This is a genomic window from Syntrophotalea acetylenivorans (assembly GCF_001887775.1).
Classification (GTDB): Bacteria; Desulfobacterota; Desulfuromonadia; order Desulfuromonadales; family Syntrophotaleaceae; genus Syntrophotalea_A; species Syntrophotalea_A acetylenivorans.
This window is the reverse complement of the sequence record NZ_CP015519.1, coordinates 2,713,117-2,737,404: the sequence shown is the minus strand read 5'-3', so window position 1 is coordinate 2,737,404 and position 24,288 is coordinate 2,713,117. Positions and strand designations below refer to the sequence as shown.

Here is a 24,288-nt window from a genome sequence, read left to right as displayed (position 1 = left end):
TGAATAGAGATTGACTAGTCCTTAGTCTTCAAGGCACTCATGAGTTCTGAAACGGAATCCCAAGTGATCCACATAAAACAAAAACAGACACCTTCATCACTATAGGTGGTTTTCACTTTCTTTCATTATTCCTTTCTGGAAATTTTCAGAAATCTGCATAAATAAGACTTAACCAATTTAACCCAGTCGGAAATTAGGGTCAAATGGGTAGGGTCTTGTCTATATTCTTACATCTAGTTTTGAACATTGGTTTTTGGTAGAGATGAAGAATTCCCCCAGTCTCTGACATAATGGAAAAGCCCGCCAAATCGCCTGGCGGGCCTTTCATGTCTGACAGGTGGTGCATTTTGAGAGCCACCGCAAAAATTACTTGGTTCTCTTTGCATCCTTTCCTAACCGAACAATCAGAAGTGCAAAGGGCCATGTATGCCAAGCCAGGTCGAAAATATCGATAGGCTTCTTTAGAGCACCCTCCATCAGCATTCCCAGCTTCTCGACTAGATGGGGCTGTGGATGCACAGGTGCCAATCCGAGAAACAAGGCCAAGGGAATGAGGAGCGGGTAGCTGAGTAAATTTTTCATATTAATTTTGCAGTTACCTCTTACTCAAGAATTTCGGACATAAAAAGCGGCTCCTGAGGCCAATCCCTAGGGGTCGCGTCAGCAGGCCTGTGTGCATACACAGCCAAGGACACGTTAGCCCGTTCTATTGGATGTTTCAAGGAGCATTTTCAGGTTCTTATAGCTGCCGCAAAATGAGATCGGCCACCCTGTTTTCAGGGTAGGCCATTTCGGTGCCTGAGAAGTCGTGATTTGACACCCACCGGCGAAGGTCAAGATCAATATGGCTGAAAAGGTGTTTCGGGTTTTGGGACAACTATCCTGGCACATAGGGAAGCCTGAATGCCTGAACTTAGCGTCTTGGAAGCCTGCCCCTCTGGCCTTCCTGCATACTTGCTATTCCCGACAAAATCCAAAAAGGAAGCAAGGCCCCCTCACTTTGTTGCTCCAGCCTTCTGGAGCCAAGAGACTATTTCTGTATGGTCATTATGGATAGCTATCGATAGTGCTGTTATGTTTAAATTCTCGCTCCTAATATTGACAGCTGCTCCCGCATCAATGAGAGCTCTTACAATCTCGGCATGACCGTTCATTGAGGCAGATATAAGAGCGGTAAAATCCGGGCTAGCACCTATCGCATTAATATTGGCACCACCTTCAATGAGGGCCATTACAGTCTCAGTTTTGCCTTCCATCGAAGCATATATGAGAACAGTCTGACCTAAAATATCTTTCAACTCAGTATTCGCACCAGCAGCAAGCAGAAGATTTACGATATCGGGATGATCTGTAGCATATGAAAGGGCTGTTTCTCCCTGGTCTCTTTGTGCGTCGACATTTGCGCCTTTTGCAAGCAGAATCTTGACGGTTTCAATATGGCCATTCTGTGAAGCAGCCATAAGGGGGGTTGCGCCACCTTGGCCCCCCGAATTGATGTCAATTCCCTGTGAAAGCAAAGTCTTCACAGAGTAGTTGTCACCAGTTAATGCCGCATTATACAACTTCATTTGCGTTGTGGTGCACCCAGCGGCCAAGACAAGCACACACACAACGAGCAGGCATTGACGGATTATATGTCTCATTTTATTCCTCTCTGCTTACTAATAGTTAAACCCCTTGTCTTAACAACGGAGCACCAAAGATGTTATTTGTTTGGCGTAGTGAAGTTTAACCACGTTTCCCATTGCTCAACCGCGAAATACCAAAACGCTTCTGGATGGATAAGAGCATTTTTGACTTGTGACCAAGTTGATACGGTATCACCGCGACGCAGACGCACCGACCATAAATATGTCGTGTCAGGCTGGAGTGCAACATCTGGTTTGAATGTGGGCCCTGTAAGGCCCTGCGCATACGCCAGCAGTCGCCCTCGGCGCCACCTTTTTTTCCCCGTCAACAGATCTAAATTGATCTTCCGCCAGGTTGAATCATAGGCTTCGTATATTGCTACATCATATTTGATGTCGGGTATGGACGAAGGCCCCCATCGCAAAGTTGGTGTTGTGCTCGCAACGACGACATCTTGGAGACGATCAGGAGATGATGGTGTAACACCAATATTTTTGGATGAACAATATATTCCCCAAGCGCCGCCGCAGATGTACGTCTCTTTGGTATACGTTCCGGGGTTGAGTGGTTGGAGTTTTGTTACTCTATTCAGAGGATCGCTATGCGCGTCCGGATACCTCTTGTGGAACTCCTGGGTGGCTTCCGGATAATTGTCATCTAACCTTTGCACGAGGTGGCGAGTCCTGCGCAACTCTAAGGTGAGATCGCCAAGGTACAAACTCTCGATTTCAGGGCCTACGGTAAACGGTATATAAACAGGCTGTGCTAGCGGAACCTTCATTTCAAACAAACCAACCTCTGCCGAAAAACCATAAACGCCAAGGACTTCGTACTCTCCCGGTGCCAAGGGCCAATAAAAGTAGCCGGTCTTATCGACCTTGTATTCCATTATTGTGGAACTTCCCCTCTGTCGGAACTCAATGGTCAAATAGCTTTTAAAGCCAGAGGTAGTCATCTCGATACGTTTGCCATCTACAATGACATTGACTTTGCCAAACACAATGGCTTGTTCCTTTGACAGTGATCGAGCCGTTTCCATCTTTACGGCCGTTGTGCAGCCTGTTAATACGACCGACACTATTACTGCTACCCAAAACAAAGATCCCAATATTTTCATGGCCCACCTCGTTCTAAAGGTCAGATCGTTTGGCCGCTAAAAAAACGCATATGGAAGCCTCATCTTCGGTGGTTTCAGTCTTCATGTTCGCGCCTTCCCCAAGCAAGACCTTCATGCTTATGGCCTGGCCCTGCTGAGTGGCTAGAACCAGTTCATTTTTCGCGATGGAGCCTCCAGCCGCAAACATAATGACCACTGCAACCAACAAGCATTGACTAAACCTGTATTTCATTTTGACAACTTCCTTCTGCCAGTGGGGTTGAGCCGTCCACCAAGCATTTATGCCCGAACCTAATTTTATGCTAACAAAGACCAACTACGGAGCAAGTCTCGCAAAGGGCTGTTTATGGATGAAATAGTCTTTTGCCGACCCAAAACTGCTTATTGACTTCATGCAATTAGGATTGATTGTATCCCTTGCATTGGTCTTGGTTTCCTAAAAGGCTTCTGGAATGAAGGATCCTTCCTGGGCAGAAGTGTCCAACATATTGTTCCAGATTGTTTTCAGCGGCCAGATGTGGTCATAAACCAGAACCTTATAGCCTCTGACATAGTGGAAAAGCCCCCGGTTGGACAACCGGGGGCTTTTGGTGTTTTGGAATTGGTGATATTCAGGATACATGCTATGCGTTTCTATAAAACTAGATTCGATTCATTTTTCCAATAATTGACGAGCACTCTTTCGGAAAAAACTTCCGTAAACATTTTATGCAAATGCCATAACTTTCACCTTTAAGATTAATATCCCAGCCGATTTTAGATTGACACCAACTGCAGAGCTTAAACATGGAACCTCCCAGTTCTGGTTTGCAATTTGCTGCCAATATTTCGTTTGATATTTTTTGTTTTTTTATGTTGTTTTTCAAATACTAACCAAGTGCAATTGTTTTGCAAGAGCTCTAGGAGGTGTTCGCTTAAATCCCTGACCTATCAGACCCTGCCCAACCAAACGACCTCACGCCGGTTTGTACATTAGGCTTCATATCCGGTATGCTGATAGAGTAAGCAGCATTAACGAATGCCGGCTACCCAAAACGAAACCGGCGGAAACAGGAGTCGGGCATGGAAAACTTATGCGAATTAAAGTGCGAAGCTTGTCGAAAAGGCGCCCCCCCGGCCACTTCGGAGGAGATCGCGCAGTTTCGGCCGCAGATTCCCGAGTGGGAGATTCTGACCGTCTGCGGCATTGAGGTGTTGAGCCGGGACTACAAGTTCACCAATTTTGCCGAAGCTCTGGCCTTTACCAACCAAGTCGGCGACCTGGCCGAGGCTGAGGGGCATCACCCGGAGATCCTTACCGAATGGGGTAAAGTGACGGTGCGCTGGTACACGCGCAAGATCAAGGGCCTGCACCGCAACGACCTTATTATGGCCGCCAAGACCGATGCCCTGCTGAGCTGAACCCGGATTATGGCGCAAAAAATAATTAAAAAAGGCCGTCGCGGGACGGCCTTTTTTCGTATCTACCCTAAATTCAGAGAGTCGATCAGGCGTCGGACGGCTCGTTGAATTCGAAACCGCAGGCCGGGCACTTGACCTTGCTGTCCATCATGCCGTGATCGTCCATCTTGCTACCGGTAGTGGCGCATCCAGCCAGCACCAAAACCATCAACCCCGTCAACATCATCATTACTGATTTTCTCATGATTTTACCTCCCGGAAGTTGAAAAACTCTTTGTTTCCTTTGAGGCACATCTTATCTCAGGCCTGTTGCCAGCGATTAAAGACTCGGTAAAGATCGGGTAAAGAAGGCGCAAAAAAGCCCCCTGCAGCTGTCTGACTACAGGGGGCGGTGACAAAACCTATTTTCTTTTTGACCTTAGTCTGCTGGTTCCTTGCCGAGTCGCTCCAGGTAGGACTGCCACTCAACGGGCAGCATATGCTTTTTCTGGTTGTTGCATTCTTTGCAGCAGGGCACGCAGTTGCCACGAGTTGAACGGCCGCCGCGAATCACCGGTACTACATGGTCAAGAGTCAGCGCCTTAGGCGCTACCTGACTGCCACAATAGTAGCAGATACCGGTGGCAATGCGGTTTTTCCACCACTGGCTGCGACGCAGCTCGCGGGCTTTCTCCCGCTCGCGGCGAATCTGCTCTTCAGATACCTCGGGGAAATATTCCAAATTACCTGCTCCTAGAAAAACACACATCAACCCCCTAGCTCACGCCCGTTCGCTTCGCTCACTCAAGCCGCAAAGGCGCAAAGAAAAGCAGAAAACCGGATTGATTCTCTTTGCATCTTAAGCGACTGCAAGGAGCGGGCGTGAGGCGCCGCTTAGAGGTGTAACCGGAATAACTAGACTCTCTGCTTATAACAACAAAAAGCCCATCTGGCGTCCGGTCTGCCCTTGGTCGCGCCGGTAGGAGAAGAACAGCTCGCGGTGACAACAAGTGCATTCGGCGACGACACTGACCTGGTTGGCGGCAAGGCCGGCATCTTCGAGTTGCAGCAGGCAACTCTTTTGCAGATCGAGCTGCCACTGGTGAAGGTCGGTTTCCTCGGCGATACGCGACCAGTGGCCGCTACCGGCCTGGAAGGCGTCCCGCACCGGACGATCGACGGTGTAGCTGTGAGCGGCAATACCGGGACCGACCGCGGCCAGCAAATTCTCGGGGCGGCTGCCGAAGACGCTCTGCAAAGAAGCAACGGCCTTGCCCAACAGCCCGTTGGCGGCTCCCCGCCAGCCAACATGAACCACTGCCGCGGCCCGTTGCTGAGGATCGAACAACAAAACAGGGTAACAGTCGGCGACCAATACACCGATCATTATACCTGGCTGGTTGGTAACGATGGCGTCACTTTCAATGCTCAGAAAATGCGACAGATCGTAATTCGCCTGATCGATCACCAGGATATCGTTGCCATGAACCTGATTAACCGTGAGCAGCTGATGGGTCTGCAAATTGAAGGAGCGGGCCAGAGTAGAACGATTGCCCTCCACGTTATGGCGGGCATCTTCGGTATTGTAACCCAGATTGAGCGAATTAAAGGGAGGTCGGCTAACGCCGCCGTTGCGGGTGCTGAAACCGGCCTGCAGGTTGTGTTGTGGCGCCCAGGCAGGCTGCAGATAACTGATTTTTCCCTGTCGTACTTGTTTCATGATGGTTGCACTCCCGTTATGATCAAACGGCAGAAGCCGCTGAATATTTGTTTTCTAAATAATCGATAATTGTCTGCATATCTGCGGGAACAGCACTGGAAGATTCCAGATACTCGCCACTGACCGGGTGGATAAAACCAAGCAGTCTGGCGTGCAGAGCCTGGCGACCGAGATCTGCGGCCAACCGGCGCAGCTCGGGGTCCTTAAGGGTTTTGATGCGATTCCCACCGTACACCGGGTCCGCAAGAACCGGGTGTTGCATATCGGCGAAGTGAACTCTAATTTGGTGGGTGCGTCCCGTTTCCAGGCGCAGCTCAACCAGGCTTAGCCGGTCCTCCTCGTAGGTTTGCAACACACGCCAGTGGGTCACGGCTTGCCGACCGTTGCGATTGCTGGTGCTCATTTTCTTACGCTGGGTCGGATGACGACCGATAGGCTTATCGACCGTTCCCTTGTCCGTCGGCAGCAAGCCGTGGACCAAGGCGACATAGCGGCGATTGATGCTGTGATCCTTGAACTGTTGAGCCAGGTGCTGGTGGGCAGCGTCGGTCTTGGTCGCCACCATAACCCCCGAGGTATCCTTATCGAGGCGATGCACGATGCCTGGTCGCAATTCGCCGCCGATTCCCGATAAATCCTGGCAATGATGCAGCAAGGCATTGACCAGGGTCCCCTGGGAATGGCCGGGAGCCGGATGCACAACCATGCCGGCCGGCTTGTCGATGACAATCAGCTGGGAATCCTCATACAGGACAGTAAGGGGAATGGCTTGCGAAAGGGTTTCGGTCGGCACCGGCTCGGGCAGAGAAACAGTCACTTCTTCGCCGCCCTTAAGCTTAGTGCCGGGCTTGGCGACCGCGTTGTTGAGAGTGACCCGCCCCTCATCAATGAGACGCTTGAGTTGCGAGCGGGATAGTTCCGGCAGCGCCGCTGCCAGAAAACAGTCAAGTCGTTCGGGCGAACGCGAATAGTCAAAGATAAAACGCTGCACCTGCTCCATTTACCATATGGGGCTTTTTATTTTGCCGGCCTGTTTAATCATAATGTCGACAATGGCTCGATCAAAGAGCTGATCCCTGTTATCAATTTCCGGTGAAACCCGGGTCAGAAAGTGCTCTCGCCCTTCTTGCAGTTCCTCGTTCAACAGATCGAAAATCGTATCGTTTTCGATCCCTTCCTTGACTTTGCTCTGGTTATAAAGGGCGACATCCGAAACGATGGCGCGCGCCAATCGAAAAGCGATTTGAGGATTATCAACAACCCTGGCCATGGTACCTCCCTAGGTAAAACGGACGCTACATCCGCCCTGAACTTCCGGATAAATGTACTGGATGAGAGACAGCGATGAAGAATCGTCCGCCCCGGTGCCGATCATGATGCCGGAAAGGCCAGGTAGAGTGTCGCACTGCCCCTTTTGAGCAGCAATCGTACATACTTGGCCTGCTTGATACCCTGCACTGCCCGTTCAAAAGAAGACAGGTCTGTGATCTTATATTGGTTGATAGCCAGAACCAGGTCCCCGGGACGTACGCCGCCCTTGGCACTGGCGCCCTCGGGGTCGACAGCCTCGATCCTCACCCCGCCCTCTTCGGCAGGAATCACAGTCAGCCCCAAACCGGTCTTGCGGCCGTCCCGGATCTTGCCCGACTCCGTGGCTTCGTTCGCGGCCGCTTGCTCTTCGCGGCTGACAATGGTCACCGTCAGCTGCATACGCTCACCGTCCCGCAGAATGCCGAGTTCGGCAGTACCGCCGGCGGGGGTATTGGCAACCAGCAACTGCAGACTACGCACCCCACTGATCTCACGGCCGTTATAGGTCAACAACAAATCGCCGCGGCGCAACCCGGCCACACTGGCTGGCGAACCGGCCAATACCTGATTAACCAATGCACCGGTAGGGCGATCCAGACCAAAAGACTCGGCCAAGGCGGGGGAGAGGGGCTGAATACCGACCCCCAGATAACCGCGAACAACCTCGCCTTTCTCCATCAATTGACCGGCGATAAGACGCGCCAGATTAATAGGGATGGCAAAACCGATACCTTGACCGGAAGCGACGATGGCTGTATTGATGCCGATCACCTCGCCGTAGATATTCAGCAACGGCCCACCCGAATTGCCGGGATTGATAGAGGCGTCGGTCTGAATAAAATCTTCAAAGGCCTCGATACCGACATCGGTACGACCGGTCGCCGAAATCACGCCGACGGTCAGGGTGCTGTCGAGACCGAAGGGATTGCCGATCGCCAGCGCCCACTGGCCGACCTGCAGAGCATCCGAATCGCCGAGCACCGCTACCGGCAGCTCGTTGCTGTCCTTAATCTTGAGTACCGCCACATCCGTATCGGGGTCGGTGCCGATCAACTCGCCGTCGAAAACACGTCCGTCGGCCAGCTTGACCTTGATCTCTTCGGCTCCCTTGACCACATGTTCGTTGGTCAAAATAAAACCTGCGGCGCTGATGATGACTCCGGAACCAAGGCTCTTGGTCTGTTGCTGACGCTGAGGATGACGCTTGAACAGTTCTCCGAAAAAATCTTCGAACATCGGGCCGAGCTGCGGCCCACGGCGAACCCGCGCCGCCTGAATATTGACTACCGCCGGGGTAACCTTCGTCGACACCTCGCTAAAAGCCCGTTGGGTAGTGAGCAACTCCTTCGGCGGCTTCTCTACTGGAGGCGCGACCTTGCTGTCCCGTACCGAAACGGGAATGCTGGCCTCCTGACGCTGCTCTCGGCAGCCCCCCAGAAGGACGCCTGCCAGCAGGCAGGCCAGAAGGACAAAGCGATAGATACTCATGACGGAAAAAACCTTTTTCAACAGAGAAAAACAACCAGCAGAGTAACCAAAAAGGCCCCCGGTGTCAATTGTTTCGGCGGTTTGCGACGATACAGCGGACCAGTTCCAGCAGGTCTTGATGACTACCGCAAAAATCGGCATGAGCCAACCGGTTTTGCCGGTCAATCAGACAGGTGTCCAGAAGAAAGGTGGTCAGCCCGGCCCGCTGGGCCGGCAGGTCGTATTCGGTATCGTTGCCAACCATGATCGTCTGCTGCGGAGTGAGGTCCTGAGAATAGAGAATATCCATGAAATATTGACGATGAGGCTTGCAATATCGACTGTTTTCATAACTGGTGATCAACTCAAAAGGAAAATCATCCAGCTGGCCCCATTTCAGACGCGCTTCAACCACCGGAAGAGGGAAAACGGGGTTGGTAGCGATAATCACCCGAAGACCGCTGTCGAAACAATACTGTAAGATTTTGCGGGCCAGGGGAAAGGGGCGCACCAGGGGCGCCAGGCGGTGCAAACCATTGTCACAATACTGGTTCAATCGGTCGCGAAAGAGCTCGGCGTTGATACCGAGACGCTCTTGGAGCAAATCAAGGAAAAGCTCTTCCATGGTCTGTTCGCCGCAATCGGCCTTGAGCAGATCGAAAGCGGTTGCCACCACCGTATCGGCAAATCGGCAGCGATTGGCAAGGTCACTGAAATGGCGCGCCAGCCCTCGCACATAACCGGAGATATAGGCATCCATTTCGACATTGAGCAAGGTACCATCGAGATCGAACAGGATCGCCTCGATAGGTGGCAATGACGGGCAGTTCATGCAGAAAACACTCTCAATTCGCTGGTAAAAAGGTAGCTCCATGATAGCATGGCCTCAAGTGTCGTCAAAGAACCAAAAGACTGCCGCTAAGCCGGCAATAAGTCCTTGACTTGCCATGGCCATGCAAGGTAGGAATTCAATAAATACAACGAGGTAAGTCATCAATGAACGATATCAGAGAAGAAGTCAAAGGCTTGCTCATCGGCCTTAAGGTCCGCCGCCTGCGCCAGGAACGGCGCATGACCCTGCAAAACCTTGCCGAGGCGACAGGCCTTTCCAAGCCGTTGCTGTCGCAGATCGAAAACGAACAGGTCATACCGCCCCTTGCGACCCTGCTGCGCATCTCCAAAGCGCTTAAGGTCGGCTTGCAGACCTTTTTTCAGGAACAGGATGGAGCTGAAAAATGTGTCCTGGTACGGGCCGGCGAGAGCCGCCGCATGGACTGGCGAGCCAGCCGCAGCCAGGGGCGCTCCCCCTACAACTACCATTCTCTGGCTTACGGAAAAAAACAGCGTAGCCTCGAGCCTTTTCTCATCGAATTCGACGTGAGGCCCTGGCAGGACGAATTGCTGGAAACCCACGAAGGTGAAGAATTTATCTTTCTACTTACCGGCAAACTGGAGTTCCACTACGGCGACCAGGTCATGACCCTCGATCCGGGCGATTCCATCTATTACGACTCCAAAGAACCCCATGGCTTTGTCGGTATTGCTCCGGATCCGGTGCGCGCGGTAGCCGTGGTTTATTCAAGGGATTAACGGGGCATTGCTTGACTATTGCACCGGGGGAGATACTTTAATAGAGCCTTACCCTAAATCTCACGACAATGGATAAACAGCCTTGGCCAACAAAGGCCGACGGTTAAACTTGATGCTTTCGCAAAGACCAGGAGGTAATGTCATGATCAAAGTCGGAGTTGTGCTGGCCGGGTGCGGCGTCTACGACGGCAGTGAAATCCATGAAGCAGTCCTGACGTTGCTGGCCATTGCCAAAGCCGGTGCTGAAGCTGTGTGTATGGCACCGGACATGGAACAGATGCATGTTATCAATCATTTCAGTGGTCAAACCGAAGATGGCTGCTCCCGTAACGTGTTGGTCGAATCGGCCCGCATCGCCCGGGGCCAGATTCTCGACATTGCCACGGTCAAGGCAGACGATATTGACGCTCTGGTCTTTCCAGGCGGATACGGTGCCGCCAAAAACCTGTGTGACTTCGCCGTTCAAGGGGCCGACTGTACCGTCAACGAACAGGTAAAGCGTTTGGTCGCCGAAATGCTGGCGGCCGAAAAACCCCTGGCCGGAATCTGTATCGCTCCCGCCATGCTGGCCAAAATACTTGGTCAACAACAGCCCCCCGCAACACTGACCATCGGCACCGACAGGGACACCGCCGCGACCCTTGACTCCATGGGCGTCAAGCACGTGGCTTGCCCTGTGGATGAGGTGGTAGTCGACAAACAACGTAAGCTCGTTACCACCCCGGCCTACATGCTGGCGGACAACATCGCCCAGGTCGCCGTCGGCATCGATAAAGCCATCAAACTCATGCTTAAATTACGCTGATCGCCATAACCGCCGATCAAGAATCTCTGCAAAGGGGGGGCAGCCGAAAGGCCGGCCCCCTTTCGTCTATTGAGGACCGTGCATCTTGGGTTAGAATAAAGGGAGTAGTTAACGAATCGATCCGGACCCCAATGACCTTTCCCGGGAGCTCTCATGACTCTGCCCGCCAGCAACAGTCCCTTTGCCCCGCCACCAGAGCGGGATGCCTGCGCCATTATCGGCTTTATCAAGAAGCTCGGCACGCCGACCCACGGCAACCTGCAACGAACCATCGACGCCTTGATCAAGATGGGGCACCGAGCCGGCGAAATTCGTGGCGAGGGCGACGGCTGCGGCATACTGAGCGATATCCCCCGTTTATTGTGGCAGGAACGCCTGGCCCAATCCGGCTACGCTGCCGACCTGGCTGAAAGTGACCGCTTCGTGGTCGCCCACCTGCTGTTGCCGGCAGAGGCTGCTGCCCCCGAGGCCGCCTTACGTGGCAAAATCCTGGAGTTCTTTGCCGCTGCCGGCCTGCAGCTGCTTGTTGAACGGCCCTGTCCGGTACGCAGCGAAGTCCTGTCCGTCAACGCCCGTCAGGCGGAACCCTTTTTCTGGCAACTGGCCTGCCAGGGACCGGCCGAGAGCGATCTCCGTAAAATCCTCTACGATCTGCATCTGGCTCTGGAGACAAAGCTGCCGGTTCATGTCGCCTCTCTCTCGACCCAGGTTGCTTCCTATAAGGTTCTCGGCGCCCCTGAATTGCTCGCCCGCTACTACCCCGATCTGAAACGCCGGGACTTCCTCTCGGCACTCACGATCGGCCACAGCCGCTTTTCCACCAACACCCTGCCTGACGTGCTGCGCGCCCAGCCTTTCAGCCTGCTCGGCCATAATGGCGAAATCAACACCATCCCCCGCTTGCGCGAAGAAGCCCGGCTGCTGGGAATAGAACTCCCCCTCGGCGGCAGCGATTCTCAGGATCTCAACCGGATTCTGGAAGGATTGATCCGCCGCTTCGACCTGTCCCTGTTCGAAGCCATGGAACTGATCTTTCCACCGATTTTTAATGATCATAAGCAGCTGCCCGAAGAGCTGCGCCCCATGTACGCCTTTTTCCGCCATATGTTCCAAGCCAGCGCCCAGGGGCCTGCGGCCATTATTTCCCGGCTTGGAAGTCACTGCGTTTTCAGTGTCGACGCTATGGGCCTGCGGCCCCTGTGGTTCGGCGAAACAGAAAGGGAATATTTCGTTTCCTCGGAAGTCGGCGTCGTCTCGCAGGACGAGATTGTTTCCGATCCCATAACCCTGGCTCCCGGAGAAAAGATCGGGCTGCTGGCCCCAAGCGGGCAACCGGTGACCGTACTCACTCATGAAGAGCTACGGCAGTCGGTATACAAATGTTTCAGTCGCCGCACGTCTCTGACCGGGCATACTCGCAAGCTGACCCATGCCCGGCAGCTACAATCGAGCAAGAAGACGGCAATCGCTGCTTTCGGCCGTAGCAAGGGGTTGCTGCGGGACAACTTATTATCGGCCATGGCCTGGAAAAGCAGCGACCTGCGCAATCTGCGGGCTATGGCGGAGAAGGGGCAAGAACCCATCTCTTCTCTCGGATACGACGGGCCTCTCGCTGCCATTGCCACCAGCAGCCAGAATCTGGCGGACTTTTTCAAAGAACAGGTCGCCGTGGTTACCAACCCGGCCATCGACAGGGAGCGTGAAGCGGAGCATTTCTCCACGCGGGTCTATCTCGGCCCTGCCCCACGCCTGCAGGGACGGGTACGGCAAGCCGTTGCCCTTGACGTACCGCTACTCACCGGCGGACGCCGCCTTGCGTCGCAGGCAGGCGACGCAGCCATGGCGTCACAATTCGGAACGCTCTCTCTGGAACAGCTGCTTGGCCATTTTGGCGGCGGACGCTACCGTCATCGCACCCTGGCCTGTAACCTGCGCCGCGGCGAAACAGTTCGCCAAGCCCTGAAACGACTGCAGGATGATGCTCTGGCAGCCGTCACCAATGGAGCCTCATTGCTGCTGATCGATGACAGTAGTGCTTTTAGTAGCGGCAACAGTTTTATCGATCCGCTTCTGGTGGTGCCTCATCTGCATCGAGCCCTCAGCAACATTGAGGATGGGGCTGGACGCAGTTTGCGTCGAAGCACGTCTCTGGTAGTGCGTTCCGGTGCCCTGCGTAATCTGCACGACCTGATCTTCGCCATCGGCATGGGCGCCGATGCTCTCTGCCCCTATTTGATGTGGGAACTGGCCGACGAATTCCCCTCCGGCCTGAAACAATTGATTACCGTGCTGGCCAAAGGCCTTGAAAAAGTCATGTCGACCATGGGGTGTCACGAATTGGGCGGTTATGGGCGCCCCTTCGCCGCCATCGGCCTGGGGCCGGAACTGGCTGAAATCTTTGGAGTACCCAACTTCTGCGGTTCGCCCCGGGGCGGCCTGACCCTGGAAAAGTTGGAAGAGCTTTGGCTGGAACGAAGCCGTTTGGCTCGAAGCCGAAAAAAACAACCGTTGGTGGGCCAATTTCGCCTCTATCCCCGGATCTGGAAAATGGTCGCTTCAGTGGCAAAGATGGAAGCCAACTACGCCGACCTGTCCAAGCTCATCAGTCAGCTGAAAATCGAGAATCCTCTGGCTATCCGTCATCTGCTGGGCTTCTCCTTTCCCGAACCGCTGACCGTCGATCCCAAAGAGGTCGATGCGACCATCGGCGGCCACGATCTGCCGATCCTCTTTTCCGCCATGAGCTTCGGGTCCCAGGGGGAAACGGCCTTTCGCATCTATGCTGAGGCTGCAAAAAGACTCAATATCATTTGCATGAACGGCGAAGGGGGAGAAATCCCCGACATGCTGGGCAATTACCGCCGCAACCGTGGCCAGCAGATCGCTTCAGGACGCTTCGGAGCCCACATGGCGTTGCTCAACTCGGCTGATTTTCTCGAAATCAAGATCGGTCAGGGGGCCAAACCGGGCGAAGGCGGCCACCTGCCGGGGTTCAAGGTCACGGCCAAGATTGCCGAGGCGCGCCATGCCAAGGAAGGGGTTACGCTCATTTCCCCCTCCAACAATCACGACATCTACTCTATCGAAGATCTGGCGCAAATCATCGAGGAGTTGAAGACCGCCAACCCCCGTGCTCGCATTTCGGTCAAGGTGCCAGCGGTGGCCGGTATCGGTACTATCGCCCTGGGCATCGCCAAAGCCGGTGCCGACATTATCACTATCAGCGGCTACGACGGCGGTACCGGCGCCGCCCGCCGGCATGCCATCAAGTTTGTTGGTTTGCCGGCAGAGATCGGTGTAAGATTAGCCCATCGCGCCCTGGCCGAAGCCGGCTTACGTCACAAGGTGGAAATCTGGGCCGATGGCGGCATGCACAGCGGCCGCGACGTGGTCAAGATGCTGCTGCTCGGCGCTAACCGGGTCGGTTTCGGCACCCTGCCGATGGTGGTCATCGGCTGCACCGCCTGCCGGACCTGTCATCTCGGCACCTGCCACGTCGGCATCGCTACCCAGATGGAAACGCTGGAAGAAGCCCACGCCCAGGGGCAGAAACGATTCGTGCCGCGGGTCCTGGAAAACGGTATCATCTACGAAACCACCTTTTTTCGTGCTCTCGGCGAGGAGATTCGCTTGCTCACCGCCCGTCTCGGCTTCCACCGCACTCAGGACCTGGTTGGCAAAGCCGAATTGCTTGAGCAGCAAAGGGGCCTCGAGAGTCTCGACCTGGACGAGCTGCTCGCCCCGGTTAAAATTGTCCAGGAACCCCGTTCGGTAAGCGATGTACGCATCATCCGCAAGCCCCTCAACTACCTGACTTCGCTTATTTCAAGCCTGGTCACCGAAGCCTTTGAGGGTCCCGAGGATCGTGTTCGTTACGAGGACGACAGCGCCTCTAGCAGTGACCGGGCTATCGGCACCTACCTGGCCGGCACCATGACCCGCGGCGAACTCGAAGGACGCTGGCCGGCGGAAAAGCGGGTTTTGCTGCAATTCCGGCGTCGAGCCATTCCAGGCAACGGCCTGGCCGCCTTCAATATCCCCCGCATCAACTATCGGGTCGAGGGCGCCGCTCAGGATGGAGTCGGCAAGGGAGCTACGGGGGGCAAAATAGTGGTCCTCAAAGGGGAAAACCGCCAGGGACAGAGGGTTGGCGGTGCGGTCGGCAAGGGCCTGGCCTACGGCGCTACCGGAGGCCTGTTCCTCATACAGGGAGACACGGACAGTCGGGCCTGCATTCGCCTTTCGGGGGCAGAGGTGGTTCTGGGCGGGCATATCCATCAACCTGTCGACGACCGAGCTGGGAATATTGCCGGCCGGGCCAATCTCAAGGGCTTTGCCTTCGAATACATGACCGACGGCAAGGCCGTGGTTCTAGGAGATCCCGGTCCCTGGCTCTGTTCGGGCATGACCGGCGGCACTGTTTATTGCCATCTCGACGAAACCATGGGACTCACCGAAAAGGCCCTGTACAGACGCCTGGCCAAGGGAGCACAAGTGGCTATTCGGCCCCTCGACGCAGCCGATTGCGCCACGGTCAGCCGCCTACTCGGTGAATACGAGCGGGAACTTCTCTATTCGCAGCAAGCAGCCGAAGTCCGCTGGGTCGAGGAAGTGCGTAAAAGCTGTCCCGGCTGCTTCGTCAAGATTGTCGCCAAGGATGATAGACCAGAACCGCCGGTAACCACCGAATAGCAATAACCCGGCAACATAGGACCATGGAGGCCAACGGTCCTGACTATCAAAATACGAAACGAAAATCCCATGACTCTGCCCTATCCCCACCCTGATTGGCTTCGGGCGCCGTTGGGCCACGGACCTCGCTACCGGCAAATTCTTGCCTACCATCACCAGGGGCAACTGCGCTCTGTGTGCTATGATGCCGCCTGCCCCAACCGCGGAGAGTGTTGGAATAGCGGCACCGTGACCTTTATGCTGCTGGGAGACAAGTGCAGCCGCACCTGCCGATTCTGCAACATCGGCGAGGGCATTCCCTCTGCCCCCGATCCAACGGAACCTCAACGACTGGCAGAGGCGGTAGCAGAACTGGAGTTGCAGCACGCAGTCTTTACCGCCGTTACCCGCGACGATCTGCCCGATGGGGGTGCAGCCCAATTTGTCGCTGTAATGCAGGCGGTGCGTCAGCGTTCCCCTGCCTGCCGTATCGAACTGCTCATTTCCGACCTGCAACACAACTGGAGGGCACTAGCTGCCATTGTCGCAGCTGCGCCCGATGTTCTGGGGCATAATATCGAGACAGTACCCCGCCTCTATCCCAAAGTTCGACCCCAGGCCGATTACCGGAAGTCTCTTCAGTTGCTTGAGAAGATTCGGCAACAAGCCCCAGAGCTGCCGATAAAGTCGGGACTGATGCTCGGTCTTGGCGAACGCCACCAGGAAATTCTGCCCGTGCTTAAAGATCTTCGGGCAGCCGGAGTCACTCTACTGACCCTCGGTCAGTATCTGGCCCCCAGCAAGAAACACCATCCAGTGCAGCGCTATCTGCCGCCGCAGGAATTCACCGAACTGGCTCAAAAGGCCAAAGAGCTGGGTTTTTCCGGGATTGAATCCGGGCCGTTGGTGCGTTCGTCATATCATGCCGCTGAACAATACGAGGAGGGTTCTCATGCCTGAAAAAAACGGTGTTCACGATCAGATTATTCTCGGTTCCGGTCCGGCCGGTTACACGGCAGCCATCTATGCCTCGCGCAGCAACTGTTGTCCCCTGCTGATCGCCGGCATTCAGCCCGGCGGCCAACTCACCGGTACCACCCTGGTGGAAAACTTTCCCGGCTTTCCCGAGGGCGTTGACGGCCCGGAATTGATGGAGAAAATGCGCGACCAGGCCGTGCATTTCGGTACCAAACTGGTCGATGGCGAGGTGACAAAAGTCGAACTGGATTCTCAGCCTTTTCGAGTCTGGGTCGATGATCAATCCTACCGTTGCCGGTCTCTGATCATCTGTACCGGGGCCTCGCCGCGCATGCTCGGTCTGGACAACGAAAAGGAACTCTACGGCCGCGGGGTATCGGTCTGCGCCACCTGCGACGGGTTTTTCTATCGCGATAAGGAAGTAGCCGTGGTCGGCGGCGGCGATACCGCCATGGAAGACGCCCTGTTCCTGGCCCGGTTCGCCAGCAAAGTCACCGTCATCCACCGCCGCGACGAACTGCGGGCCGGCCCGATCCTTGCCGAACGTGCCCTGCAACATCCAAAAATCGAGTTCCTGTGGGATTCGGTGGTCACCACCCTGAAAGGCGACCCAAAGACCGGCTTTCAGGGCCTGACTGTCAAGAATCTAAAGACCGAAAAAGAAAATGATTTAACCTGCGACGGTGTCTTTATCGCCATCGGCCACCATCCCAACACCGGTCTGTTCAAAGGCCAACTGGAGATGGACGACTGGGGCTATCTGACAACAAAAAATGGCACAGAGACCAGTGTCTGTGGCGTATTTGCCGCCGGAGATGTGCAGGACCCCCATTTTCGCCAGGCCATCACCGCCGCCGGCAGCGGCTGCATGGCGGCCATGCAATCTCAGCGCTATCTCGAATGCGTTGATGACGCCGACTGTCTGCAGTGTGGCGAATGAAAAATGGGTTTCATTTGACAGATGGCCGCGCAACTGGCATTAACTGTCAACGACATAAAATGACATCTTTATTAATTACGCGCATTCGAGGAGGGATAAATGGATATCAGTCAAACTCTGGCGGAACTGAAAAAGGACCCGGAATTTGCCAAGAACGTCGGCATGGTACTGGTTCACAACGGCATAGTGCGAAGCTGGTCGCGGGGCGACAAAAGTGAAGTCGAAGCTGTCAATGTTCAGGCCGACCACGCCAAGGTCGCCGAACTGTGCCGCGAGTACGAGCAGAAGCCGGGCATCTACAAGGTGATGGCCGAAGCCTGCGAGGGCAAGCTCTATCCCGGAGACGACCTGCTGTTCATCATCGTCGCTGGCGCCCTGCGCGAGGATGTTAAGCCGGTGCTGGCCGAGTTGCTCGACCGTATTAAGGACGAGGCAGTGAGCAAGACCGAGGACAAAGTTTAAGGCTGTCGCCGACATCCTCTTAAACAGATTAAGAGCCATGGTCTCGAAAAGATACCATGGCTCTTTGCTGTTGTGAGACCCGGTCGGCCGTTCTTACCCGGCCGGGCGTCTTACTTCTCTTTGTACCGACGAATGATTTTGAATATGACCTAGACTCTCTCCCCCCTGTGACACAGCCGGAGCGGAGTGGATGTTTTGCGATCAGGCGGGGAAACTGTCTGAGCGCAGCGAGTTTTTCCCCGCCCGCAAAACGTCTGCGCAGCGCAGGGAACCCGCAGGGCAAGGAGCCGGGTGTACGAGTCAAGGACATAGGTAACACAAAAGTTCGCATACATAGGTTACACATTAAGCTTCAAGTAGTCGTTGTGGGCTTTCTTGATATCCCGCATATCGAAGCTGCCTAATCTCAATGGTCCAAAATGAACGTCCCAGATGCCATCAGCGGTTTCTTCGACACCGACCTTTTCGCTCTTGAGAAGGCCGGCGACGTAAACACGATGCCCTTGATGATGAATGATGCCGCTGTGATGAACTAAGGCAATTCGAAAGTAGCCAGGATACTCTATCTCCGGTAGCTTTTCAGGCATGCTGCGTGTTGAGGGACTGTACTTCGATGCCGGTGTTGTTTGTCCAAGGCTTTCATGAGGGCGTTCGTTATTGTACTGCTGGCGAAATGCATCAAACGCCTGCTGTTGAAGCTGGGCTGTTGGCGCCGGAGGAATGGCCGTAGCGTTCTTAAGTGTTCTGTGCATCCGTTCATGCCGCCCATTTTGTTGAGGCTTTCCCGGTTCAATTCGTTCTGGCACGATGCCCAGGCGAATCCACCATTTGGATAGCTGGGACAGTCCACCGGGCGAGTTAGAGGCAAAGGGTACGCCATTATCGGTACGAATGCGCCATGGCAACCCATACTCCCGGAAAAGGGATTCAAAAGCGTCTCTGGTTGGTTCTAGCCGCGGCCCTGGAAAATTTATGCATTCTAAAAGGTAACGGCATTGATGATCCATTACGGTGAGTGGATAACACCAAGTGCCATCTCTAGTCTTGAATTGCCCTTTGAAGTCCGCCGACCAGACATCGTTCGGGTGATGCACTGGAGAAAAGGGCTGCTGACCGACAGGAACCGGTTTGCGCCGTCTTTGAGGACGAATCAATCCTTCCTCCGCCAGGACCTTGTAGATGGTCGTCTTGGAAGGGATGTCCCATTCTGGGTGGTTCTGCCTCAGTAGCACTTGAATCTTTTTCGGCCCCGGCGGATCCCGCTGGCTTGAACGGAGGCCAATGATCGCTTTGCGTACGGTAAAGGGTGTCTTCAGGGGGTGTTGATGGGGCTTCCGAGGTTGGTCTTGCAACCCCTCGAAACCTAGTTCCCTGTAGCGAGCCACCCACTTGTAGCCGGTCTTTCGGCTAATACCGTAACGGTGACAAAGGCCTTTGAAGGTGTCCATCGCTCGAAGGTGGTCGGCAATAAACAGCAGCTTCTGGTCCATAGGTTTCACCTCTTTCCAGGGCATGGGCACCTCCTTGTAGAAAGTGCCTATAGGATACAAAAAGTGTTACCCATGTACCTGAACTAAAGTGTTACCTATGTTTATGAACCGTACCGGGGCGCGTTTTTCTGCTTACTCTTTTGCCGCGCAGAAAAAGAGTAAGGCGTCGGGCGGGGGCGCAACCCCGCGACCTTGATTTTTTCTCCAATAACGCTGGAAAGCTGATCCACGCCACCTTTAAAGTCGGCCGGTTTCGCCCGGCCAGGCGAGTTACTTTTCTTGACGACCAAGAAAAGTAACCAAAAGAAGGTCGCCCCCCGTTGGCCCGCCTGCGGCGGGTTCCCTCTCTTCGGGATTATAATCCGGGAAAGACGAGATTCGCTACGCTCAGACGTCTTTCTGTTCCGGATTAAAATCCCTGCGTTTGGCGGCACTCTCAGAGGGTGAAACCGTAAATCGTGAGGCTTAAAGCGTAATACGTAAAACCTGACACCCCTCCCTCCCCTGCCGCGGACGCAACCCAGCGATGTAGATCTTTCTTCAACCTACCGGAAACATACCATTAAAACTCCAATAACATCTCCTCCGGCTCCTCAACATAAGCACAAACCCGCTTCAAAAAGCCGACCGCTTCCCGCCCATCGAGTAGCCGATGATCGTAACTTAAAGCCAGGTACATCATCGGCCGAATCACGATCTCGTCATCCCGCACTACTGGCCGTTGCTGAATGGTGTGCATGCCAAGTACCGCGCACTGGGGAGGATTGAGCAACGGGGTGCTGAGCAGAGAACCGAAGACCCCGCCGTTGGTAATGGTAAAAGTGCCGCCCTTGAGATCGGCGACGCCCAGGCGATTGCTCTGAATCTTCTCAGCATAATCGATGATAGCCTGCTCGATTTCAGCGAAATGCAGACGGTCAGCATCCCGCAATACCGGCACCACCAAACCCTTTTCGGCACTGATGGCGATACCGATATCGTAAAAATGCTGCTGGACAATCGCATCCTCTTCGAGGCGGGCGTTGACCAGGGGGTATTCCCGAAGAGCTTCAACCACCGCCTTAACAAAAAAGGACATCAATCCCAGCTTAACGCCATGCCGCTGGCGAAAGGTCTCCTGATGCTTGGCCCGCAGAGCTTGCATTCGGCTCAGGTCGACTTCGTTGAAGGTGGTCAGCATGGCGGTCTGCTGGCGGGCAGCGACCAGCCTTTCTGCGATACGACGGCGAATGGGAGTCAGGGGCTGACGGGTAATACGGTCGTCCTGATCCGAAGACGGCGCCTGTTCGGGGACTGGGGGCGCTATTGGTGGCAGCGGCTTCGTCGCCGTTGTCTCACCCACCGCCGGCTCCGCTGCAAGAACCTCTTTCGGCGCAACAGTCACCGGTGCAGCCGTTGACTGCTGGGCAACGGATTCAGCAGCAGGAGCTTCTGAGACCGGCTGTGCTTCCGGGATAACCGACTCTTCGCTTTCCTTGAGGACGGCAATCACCTCGCCAACTTTAACCATCGTTCCTTCCGGAACACTGACTGACAACACGCCATTCGTTTCGGCGTGCAGTTCCAGGGTGATCTTGTCCGTTTCCAGCTCACACAGCAGATCGTCCTTACTGATACTGGCACCATCGTTTTGGTGCCATTTGACCAACAGTGCTTCAAAGATCGATTCGCCGATTTCCGGGACTTTCAATTCCATAGCTATTCCTTCGCTAATGTTCCGTGCGATTCATCACCTTTGCCCGCAAAGGCTCTGCTAACGATCTGTTCCTGTTCGCTTTTGAACCAACGATGAGAACCACCGGCCGGTGCAGCCATCGCCAGGCGGCCTACATAAACCGGCGTCAAACCGCTAACACGAGCCAACTGCGGCGCAATGAACTGCCAAGCCCCCATATTGCGCGGTTCTTCCTGGACCCAGACCAAACGATTGGCCTTTGGGTAGAATGATAAGGATTCTTCTAGTATCTCATCCCGCAAGGGGTAGAGTTGCTCGATACGCAACAGCGCCACATCTGTCCGCCCCTCCCGCTCCTTATGTTCCAGCAGGTCATTATAGATCTTCCCTGTGCAAACCAGCAGGGTTCTCACCTGTTCCGAGGCGGCCCCATCCGGCAGGATCTCCTGAAAGCGACCGCTGGCCAGTTCGTTCCGATGGGAGCGGCAAACCGGATGGCGCAACATACTCTTGGGAGTAAAGACAATCAACGGACGTCGAAAGGGCTGTTTGACCTGGCGGCGCAGCAGGTGAAAAAACTGGGCCGGTGTAGAGGGATAAACCACTTGCAGGTTGTCGGCAGCGCAAAGCTGTAAAAAGCGCTCCATACGGGCACTGGAATGTTCGGGCCCCTGCCCTTCGTAGCCGTGCGGCAGCAACAGCACCAGGCCGCTGACCCGGTTCCACTTGCGCTCGCTGCCGGCAATGAACTGATCGATAATGACCTGGGCACCATTAGCAAAATCACCAAACTGGGCCTCCCAGAGAGTTAAACCATAGGGAGTTTCCAGCGAATAACCATATTCAAAGCCAAGGATCGACGGCTCGGAAAGAGCGCTATCATAGGCATAGAAGCTGGCATCTTTGGTCACCGTATCCAGGGGGTGTATTCCTCACCGCTGGTGACATCGAACTGGGTGGCATGACGTTGGCTGAAGGTACCGCGCCGGCTGTCCTGTCCGGATAAACGCACGGTGTGGCCTTCGGCGAGCAAAGAGGCAAAGGCCAAGGCTTCAGCGTTAGCCCAGTCGATACCGCTCCCTTCTTTGACGGCAGCCAGACGCCGGTCAAGAAGTTTGGCAATCCGCAGATGGGGAGAAAAACCGGCCGGGAAGGCAGCAAGTTTTTCCGCGAGGGCCACCAGAGTGGCCTCATCGACGCCGGTCTCCAGAGTCACCGGAGCAAACTCGCGAGTGATCTCTTGCCATTTACCGCCATAGCCAACATCCAACTGTTGATGTTTTCGTGCAGCGGCCTGCTCCAATCGCTTCTGAATAGACTCCGCCTGGTGGTCAATCTCCTGCGGGGAAATGCCCTCATCCAACAATTGACGGGCATAGAGGTCACTCATTGTCGGCCGCTGCTTGATTTTATCGTACATCAATGGCTGGGTGAAATAAGGCTCGTCCCCTTCGTTGTGGCCCTGGCGGCGATAGCAGATAACCTCCAGCACCACGTCGCGCCCGAAGCGTTGCCGATAGTCGAGAGCCAGATCGACGGCATAGGCCGCCGCTTCCGGGTTTTCGCCATGCACGTGAAAGATCGGTACCATCAGCATCTTGGCCACATCCGTGGCATAGGTGGTCGAACGGGCATCCTTCGGTACCGTGGTGAAACCGATCTGATTGTTGAGCACAATATGCAGGGTACCGCCGGTGCGATAGCCGGCCAACTGGGACAAGTTGAGGGTTTCGGCCACCATGCCCTGGCCGGCAAAAGCGGCATCTCCGTGAATCAGCACCGGAAGCACGCGCTGTTCACCCTGAGCACCCAGTTCGTCCTGACGGGCGCGCGCCTTGCCCTCGACCACCGTATCGACCGCTTCAAGGTGACTCGGATTGGAGGCCAGGGTCAGATGCAGAGGCCCTTCGTCGAGCTCTAGATCGGTAGAAAACCCCTGATGGTATTTGACGTCCCCCTCGCCGACAAAGTGAAACTCGATATTGTCTTCGAACTCGGCAAAAATATTTTCCAGCGGCTTGCTGAAAATATTGGCCAGCACATTGAGGCGACCACGGTGAGCCATACCGAGAACCAGATCCTGAATCTGCAAGGAGGTCGCCTTGTGCACCATGCGGTCCAACAGAGGGATGATCACCTCGCCCCCCTCCAGGGAAAACCGTTTCTGACCGAGAAACTGGCGGTGCAAAAAGGTCTCGAAGAGGGTCGCCTCCTGTAGTTTGCGCAGAATCGTCAGTTTCTCCCGGCGAGAGAAGGCCGGCTGGTTATGCACCTTTTCCATACGTTCCAGAAGCCAGTTCCGCTCGATAGGGTTCTGGATATGCATGAACTCGACACCGATGGCCCGGCAATAGGTTACACGCAAGTGATGAATGATTTCACGCAGATCAGCATGCCCTTCAGGCAGATGGCGCGCATAGAAAACCTCATCGAGATCGGCTTCATCCAGATCGAAAGTCTCCAGGGCCAGGAGGGGATGTTCAGTTTTACAGGGTGATAAGGGGTCGGTGCAGGCCAACAGATGGCCAATATCCCGATAACGATAGACCAAGGCATCGACCGCCGACTGTTTGAGGGCCATCGGACAACTGTGGCATTCCTCCTTTATGGCCGGAAGCCCGGCCTGTCGAGCCAGATCGAACCCCTCGAAAAAGCTTTGCCATTCGGGGGACAGGCGCTCAGGAGACTGCTGCCAAAGCCGGTATTGAGCTTCCAGCCATTGGGGACTGATGTTATGTTCCAGGGACATGGGCTGCCGATAGTTCGTCTTGCGGGTGCAAAAACATCGATGCGGCAGAAGGACCGCGGCGGTTGGTCAGTTAAGGCCAGAGAATTATAGCAATTTGCCTTTCAGGATGCAATCGATGAAGGTGCCCTGCAGACCGCCGCTGAACAACAAATGAAGCCTACCCTGAACCGTTGGCAGAGAAAAACCGGCGGGCTTTTTTTGCTCATTTTCCTGCTTGACATCTTTCTTACCAGAGTGTATAAACTCAATTCACTTCCGGCGGGAACCCTGAGGTTCAGCCCGAAGGCAGGAAATGCCAGCAAGA

21 protein-coding genes are annotated in these 24,288 nt (G+C 54.8%); 7 read left to right on the top strand and 14 right to left on the bottom strand.

Going from position 1 to position 24,288, the window contains the following annotated elements; translation table 11 throughout:
- Positions 1-995 precede the first annotated feature (995 nt).
- The 3 genes from A7E78_RS12535 to A7E78_RS12525 form a co-directional block, all read right to left on the bottom strand.
- The gene (locus A7E78_RS12535) at positions 996-1,568 is read right to left on the bottom strand and encodes an ankyrin repeat domain-containing protein (RefSeq protein ID WP_158516112.1); all 573 of its coding nucleotides are present in this window, start codon (positions 1,566-1,568) and stop codon (positions 996-998) included.
- A gap of 137 nt (positions 1,569-1,705) precedes the next feature.
- Positions 1,706-2,746: a hypothetical protein gene (locus A7E78_RS12530; protein ID WP_072284598.1), complete on the bottom strand. Its 1,041-nt coding sequence runs from the start codon at positions 2,744-2,746 to the stop codon at positions 1,706-1,708.
- Between the two features lie 13 nt (positions 2,747-2,759).
- Positions 2,760-2,978 carry a hypothetical protein gene (locus A7E78_RS12525; RefSeq protein ID WP_072284597.1) on the bottom strand — a complete coding sequence of 73 codons (219 nt, stop codon included), beginning with the start codon at positions 2,976-2,978 and terminating at the stop codon, positions 2,760-2,762.
- A gap of 830 nt (positions 2,979-3,808) precedes the next feature.
- Between A7E78_RS12525 and A7E78_RS12515 the strand changes: the two genes are divergently transcribed.
- Entirely contained in the window at positions 3,809-4,147 is a 339-nt protein-coding gene (locus A7E78_RS12515; protein WP_072284595.1) for a 4a-hydroxytetrahydrobiopterin dehydratase, read from the top strand.
- A gap of 85 nt (positions 4,148-4,232) precedes the next feature.
- On the opposite strand, the gene A7E78_RS15095 is transcribed toward A7E78_RS12515, so the two are convergent.
- From A7E78_RS15095 to A7E78_RS12485, 7 genes are all read right to left on the bottom strand, one after another.
- Positions 4,233-4,391 (bottom strand): hypothetical protein, encoded by a 159-nt coding sequence (locus A7E78_RS15095; protein WP_158516111.1) that lies wholly within the window; start codon positions 4,389-4,391, stop codon positions 4,233-4,235.
- A gap of 174 nt (positions 4,392-4,565) precedes the next feature.
- Positions 4,566-4,868: an HNH endonuclease gene (locus A7E78_RS12510; RefSeq protein ID WP_072284594.1), complete on the bottom strand. Its 303-nt coding sequence runs from the start codon at positions 4,866-4,868 to the stop codon at positions 4,566-4,568.
- Between the two features lie 186 nt (positions 4,869-5,054).
- Entirely contained in the window at positions 5,055-5,846 is a 792-nt protein-coding gene (pgeF, locus tag A7E78_RS12505; protein ID WP_072284593.1) for a peptidoglycan editing factor PgeF, read from the bottom strand.
- A 22-nt stretch (positions 5,847-5,868) separates the two neighbouring features.
- Positions 5,869-6,846 (bottom strand): RluA family pseudouridine synthase, encoded by a 978-nt coding sequence (locus tag A7E78_RS12500; protein ID WP_072284592.1) that lies wholly within the window; start codon positions 6,844-6,846, stop codon positions 5,869-5,871.
- Positions 6,847-7,116 carry a hypothetical protein gene (locus A7E78_RS12495; protein ID WP_072284591.1) on the bottom strand — a complete coding sequence of 90 codons (270 nt, stop codon included), beginning with the start codon at positions 7,114-7,116 and terminating at the stop codon, positions 6,847-6,849.
- A 101-nt stretch (positions 7,117-7,217) separates the two neighbouring features.
- Positions 7,218-8,645, bottom strand: a complete 1,428-nt coding sequence (locus A7E78_RS12490) for a Do family serine endopeptidase (RefSeq protein WP_072284590.1) — start codon at positions 8,643-8,645, stop codon at positions 7,218-7,220.
- Positions 8,646-8,709: 64 nt separating this feature from the next.
- The gene (locus A7E78_RS12485) at positions 8,710-9,498 is read right to left on the bottom strand and encodes an HAD family hydrolase (RefSeq protein WP_083553088.1); all 789 of its coding nucleotides are present in this window, start codon (positions 9,496-9,498) and stop codon (positions 8,710-8,712) included.
- 122 nt (positions 9,499-9,620) lie between these two features.
- Between A7E78_RS12485 and A7E78_RS12480 the strand changes: the two genes are divergently transcribed.
- From A7E78_RS12480 to A7E78_RS12455, 6 genes are all read left to right on the top strand, one after another.
- On the top strand, positions 9,621-10,214 hold the full coding sequence (locus tag A7E78_RS12480) for a helix-turn-helix domain-containing protein (protein ID WP_072284588.1): 594 nt from the start codon (positions 9,621-9,623) through the stop codon (positions 10,212-10,214).
- A 142-nt stretch (positions 10,215-10,356) separates the two neighbouring features.
- A complete protein-coding gene (gene elbB / locus A7E78_RS12475; protein ID WP_072284587.1) occupies positions 10,357-11,019 on the top strand; it encodes an isoprenoid biosynthesis glyoxalase ElbB in 663 nt (220 codons plus the stop codon).
- A 153-nt stretch (positions 11,020-11,172) separates the two neighbouring features.
- Complete coding sequence (locus A7E78_RS12470) at positions 11,173-15,711, top strand: glutamate synthase-related protein (protein ID WP_072284586.1); 4,539 nt, start codon at positions 11,173-11,175, stop codon at positions 15,709-15,711.
- A gap of 69 nt (positions 15,712-15,780) precedes the next feature.
- Positions 15,781-16,650 (top strand): lipoyl synthase, encoded by an 870-nt coding sequence (lipA, locus tag A7E78_RS12465; protein ID WP_072284585.1) that lies wholly within the window; start codon positions 15,781-15,783, stop codon positions 16,648-16,650.
- On the top strand, positions 16,643-17,608 hold the full coding sequence (gene trxB / locus A7E78_RS12460; protein ID WP_072284584.1) for a thioredoxin-disulfide reductase: 966 nt from the start codon (positions 16,643-16,645) through the stop codon (positions 17,606-17,608). The genes lipA and trxB overlap by 8 nt, the downstream gene beginning before the upstream one ends.
- 99 nt (positions 17,609-17,707) lie before the next feature.
- The gene (locus tag A7E78_RS12455; protein WP_072284583.1) at positions 17,708-18,070 is read left to right on the top strand and encodes a molybdenum cofactor biosynthesis protein MoaE; all 363 of its coding nucleotides are present in this window, start codon (positions 17,708-17,710) and stop codon (positions 18,068-18,070) included.
- A gap of 338 nt (positions 18,071-18,408) precedes the next feature.
- Here the strand turns inward: A7E78_RS12455 and A7E78_RS12450 are convergent, their stop codons facing one another.
- The 4 genes from A7E78_RS12450 to A7E78_RS12440 form a co-directional block, all read right to left on the bottom strand.
- On the bottom strand, positions 18,409-19,584 hold the full coding sequence (locus A7E78_RS12450; RefSeq protein WP_072284237.1) for an integrase core domain-containing protein: 1,176 nt from the start codon (positions 19,582-19,584) through the stop codon (positions 18,409-18,411).
- Positions 19,585-20,122: 538 nt separating this feature from the next.
- The gene (gene odhB / locus A7E78_RS12445; RefSeq protein ID WP_072284582.1) at positions 20,123-21,256 is read right to left on the bottom strand and encodes a 2-oxoglutarate dehydrogenase complex dihydrolipoyllysine-residue succinyltransferase; all 1,134 of its coding nucleotides are present in this window, start codon (positions 21,254-21,256) and stop codon (positions 20,123-20,125) included.
- A gap of 2 nt (positions 21,257-21,258) precedes the next feature.
- Entirely contained in the window at positions 21,259-22,146 is an 888-nt protein-coding gene (locus A7E78_RS15660; protein WP_335743808.1) for a hypothetical protein, read from the bottom strand.
- Positions 22,143-23,984 carry a thiamine pyrophosphate-dependent enzyme gene (locus A7E78_RS12440; protein ID WP_335743807.1) on the bottom strand — a complete coding sequence of 614 codons (1,842 nt, stop codon included), beginning with the start codon at positions 23,982-23,984 and terminating at the stop codon, positions 22,143-22,145. The genes A7E78_RS15660 and A7E78_RS12440 overlap by 4 nt, the downstream gene beginning before the upstream one ends.
- Positions 23,985-24,288: the final 304 nt, after the last annotated feature.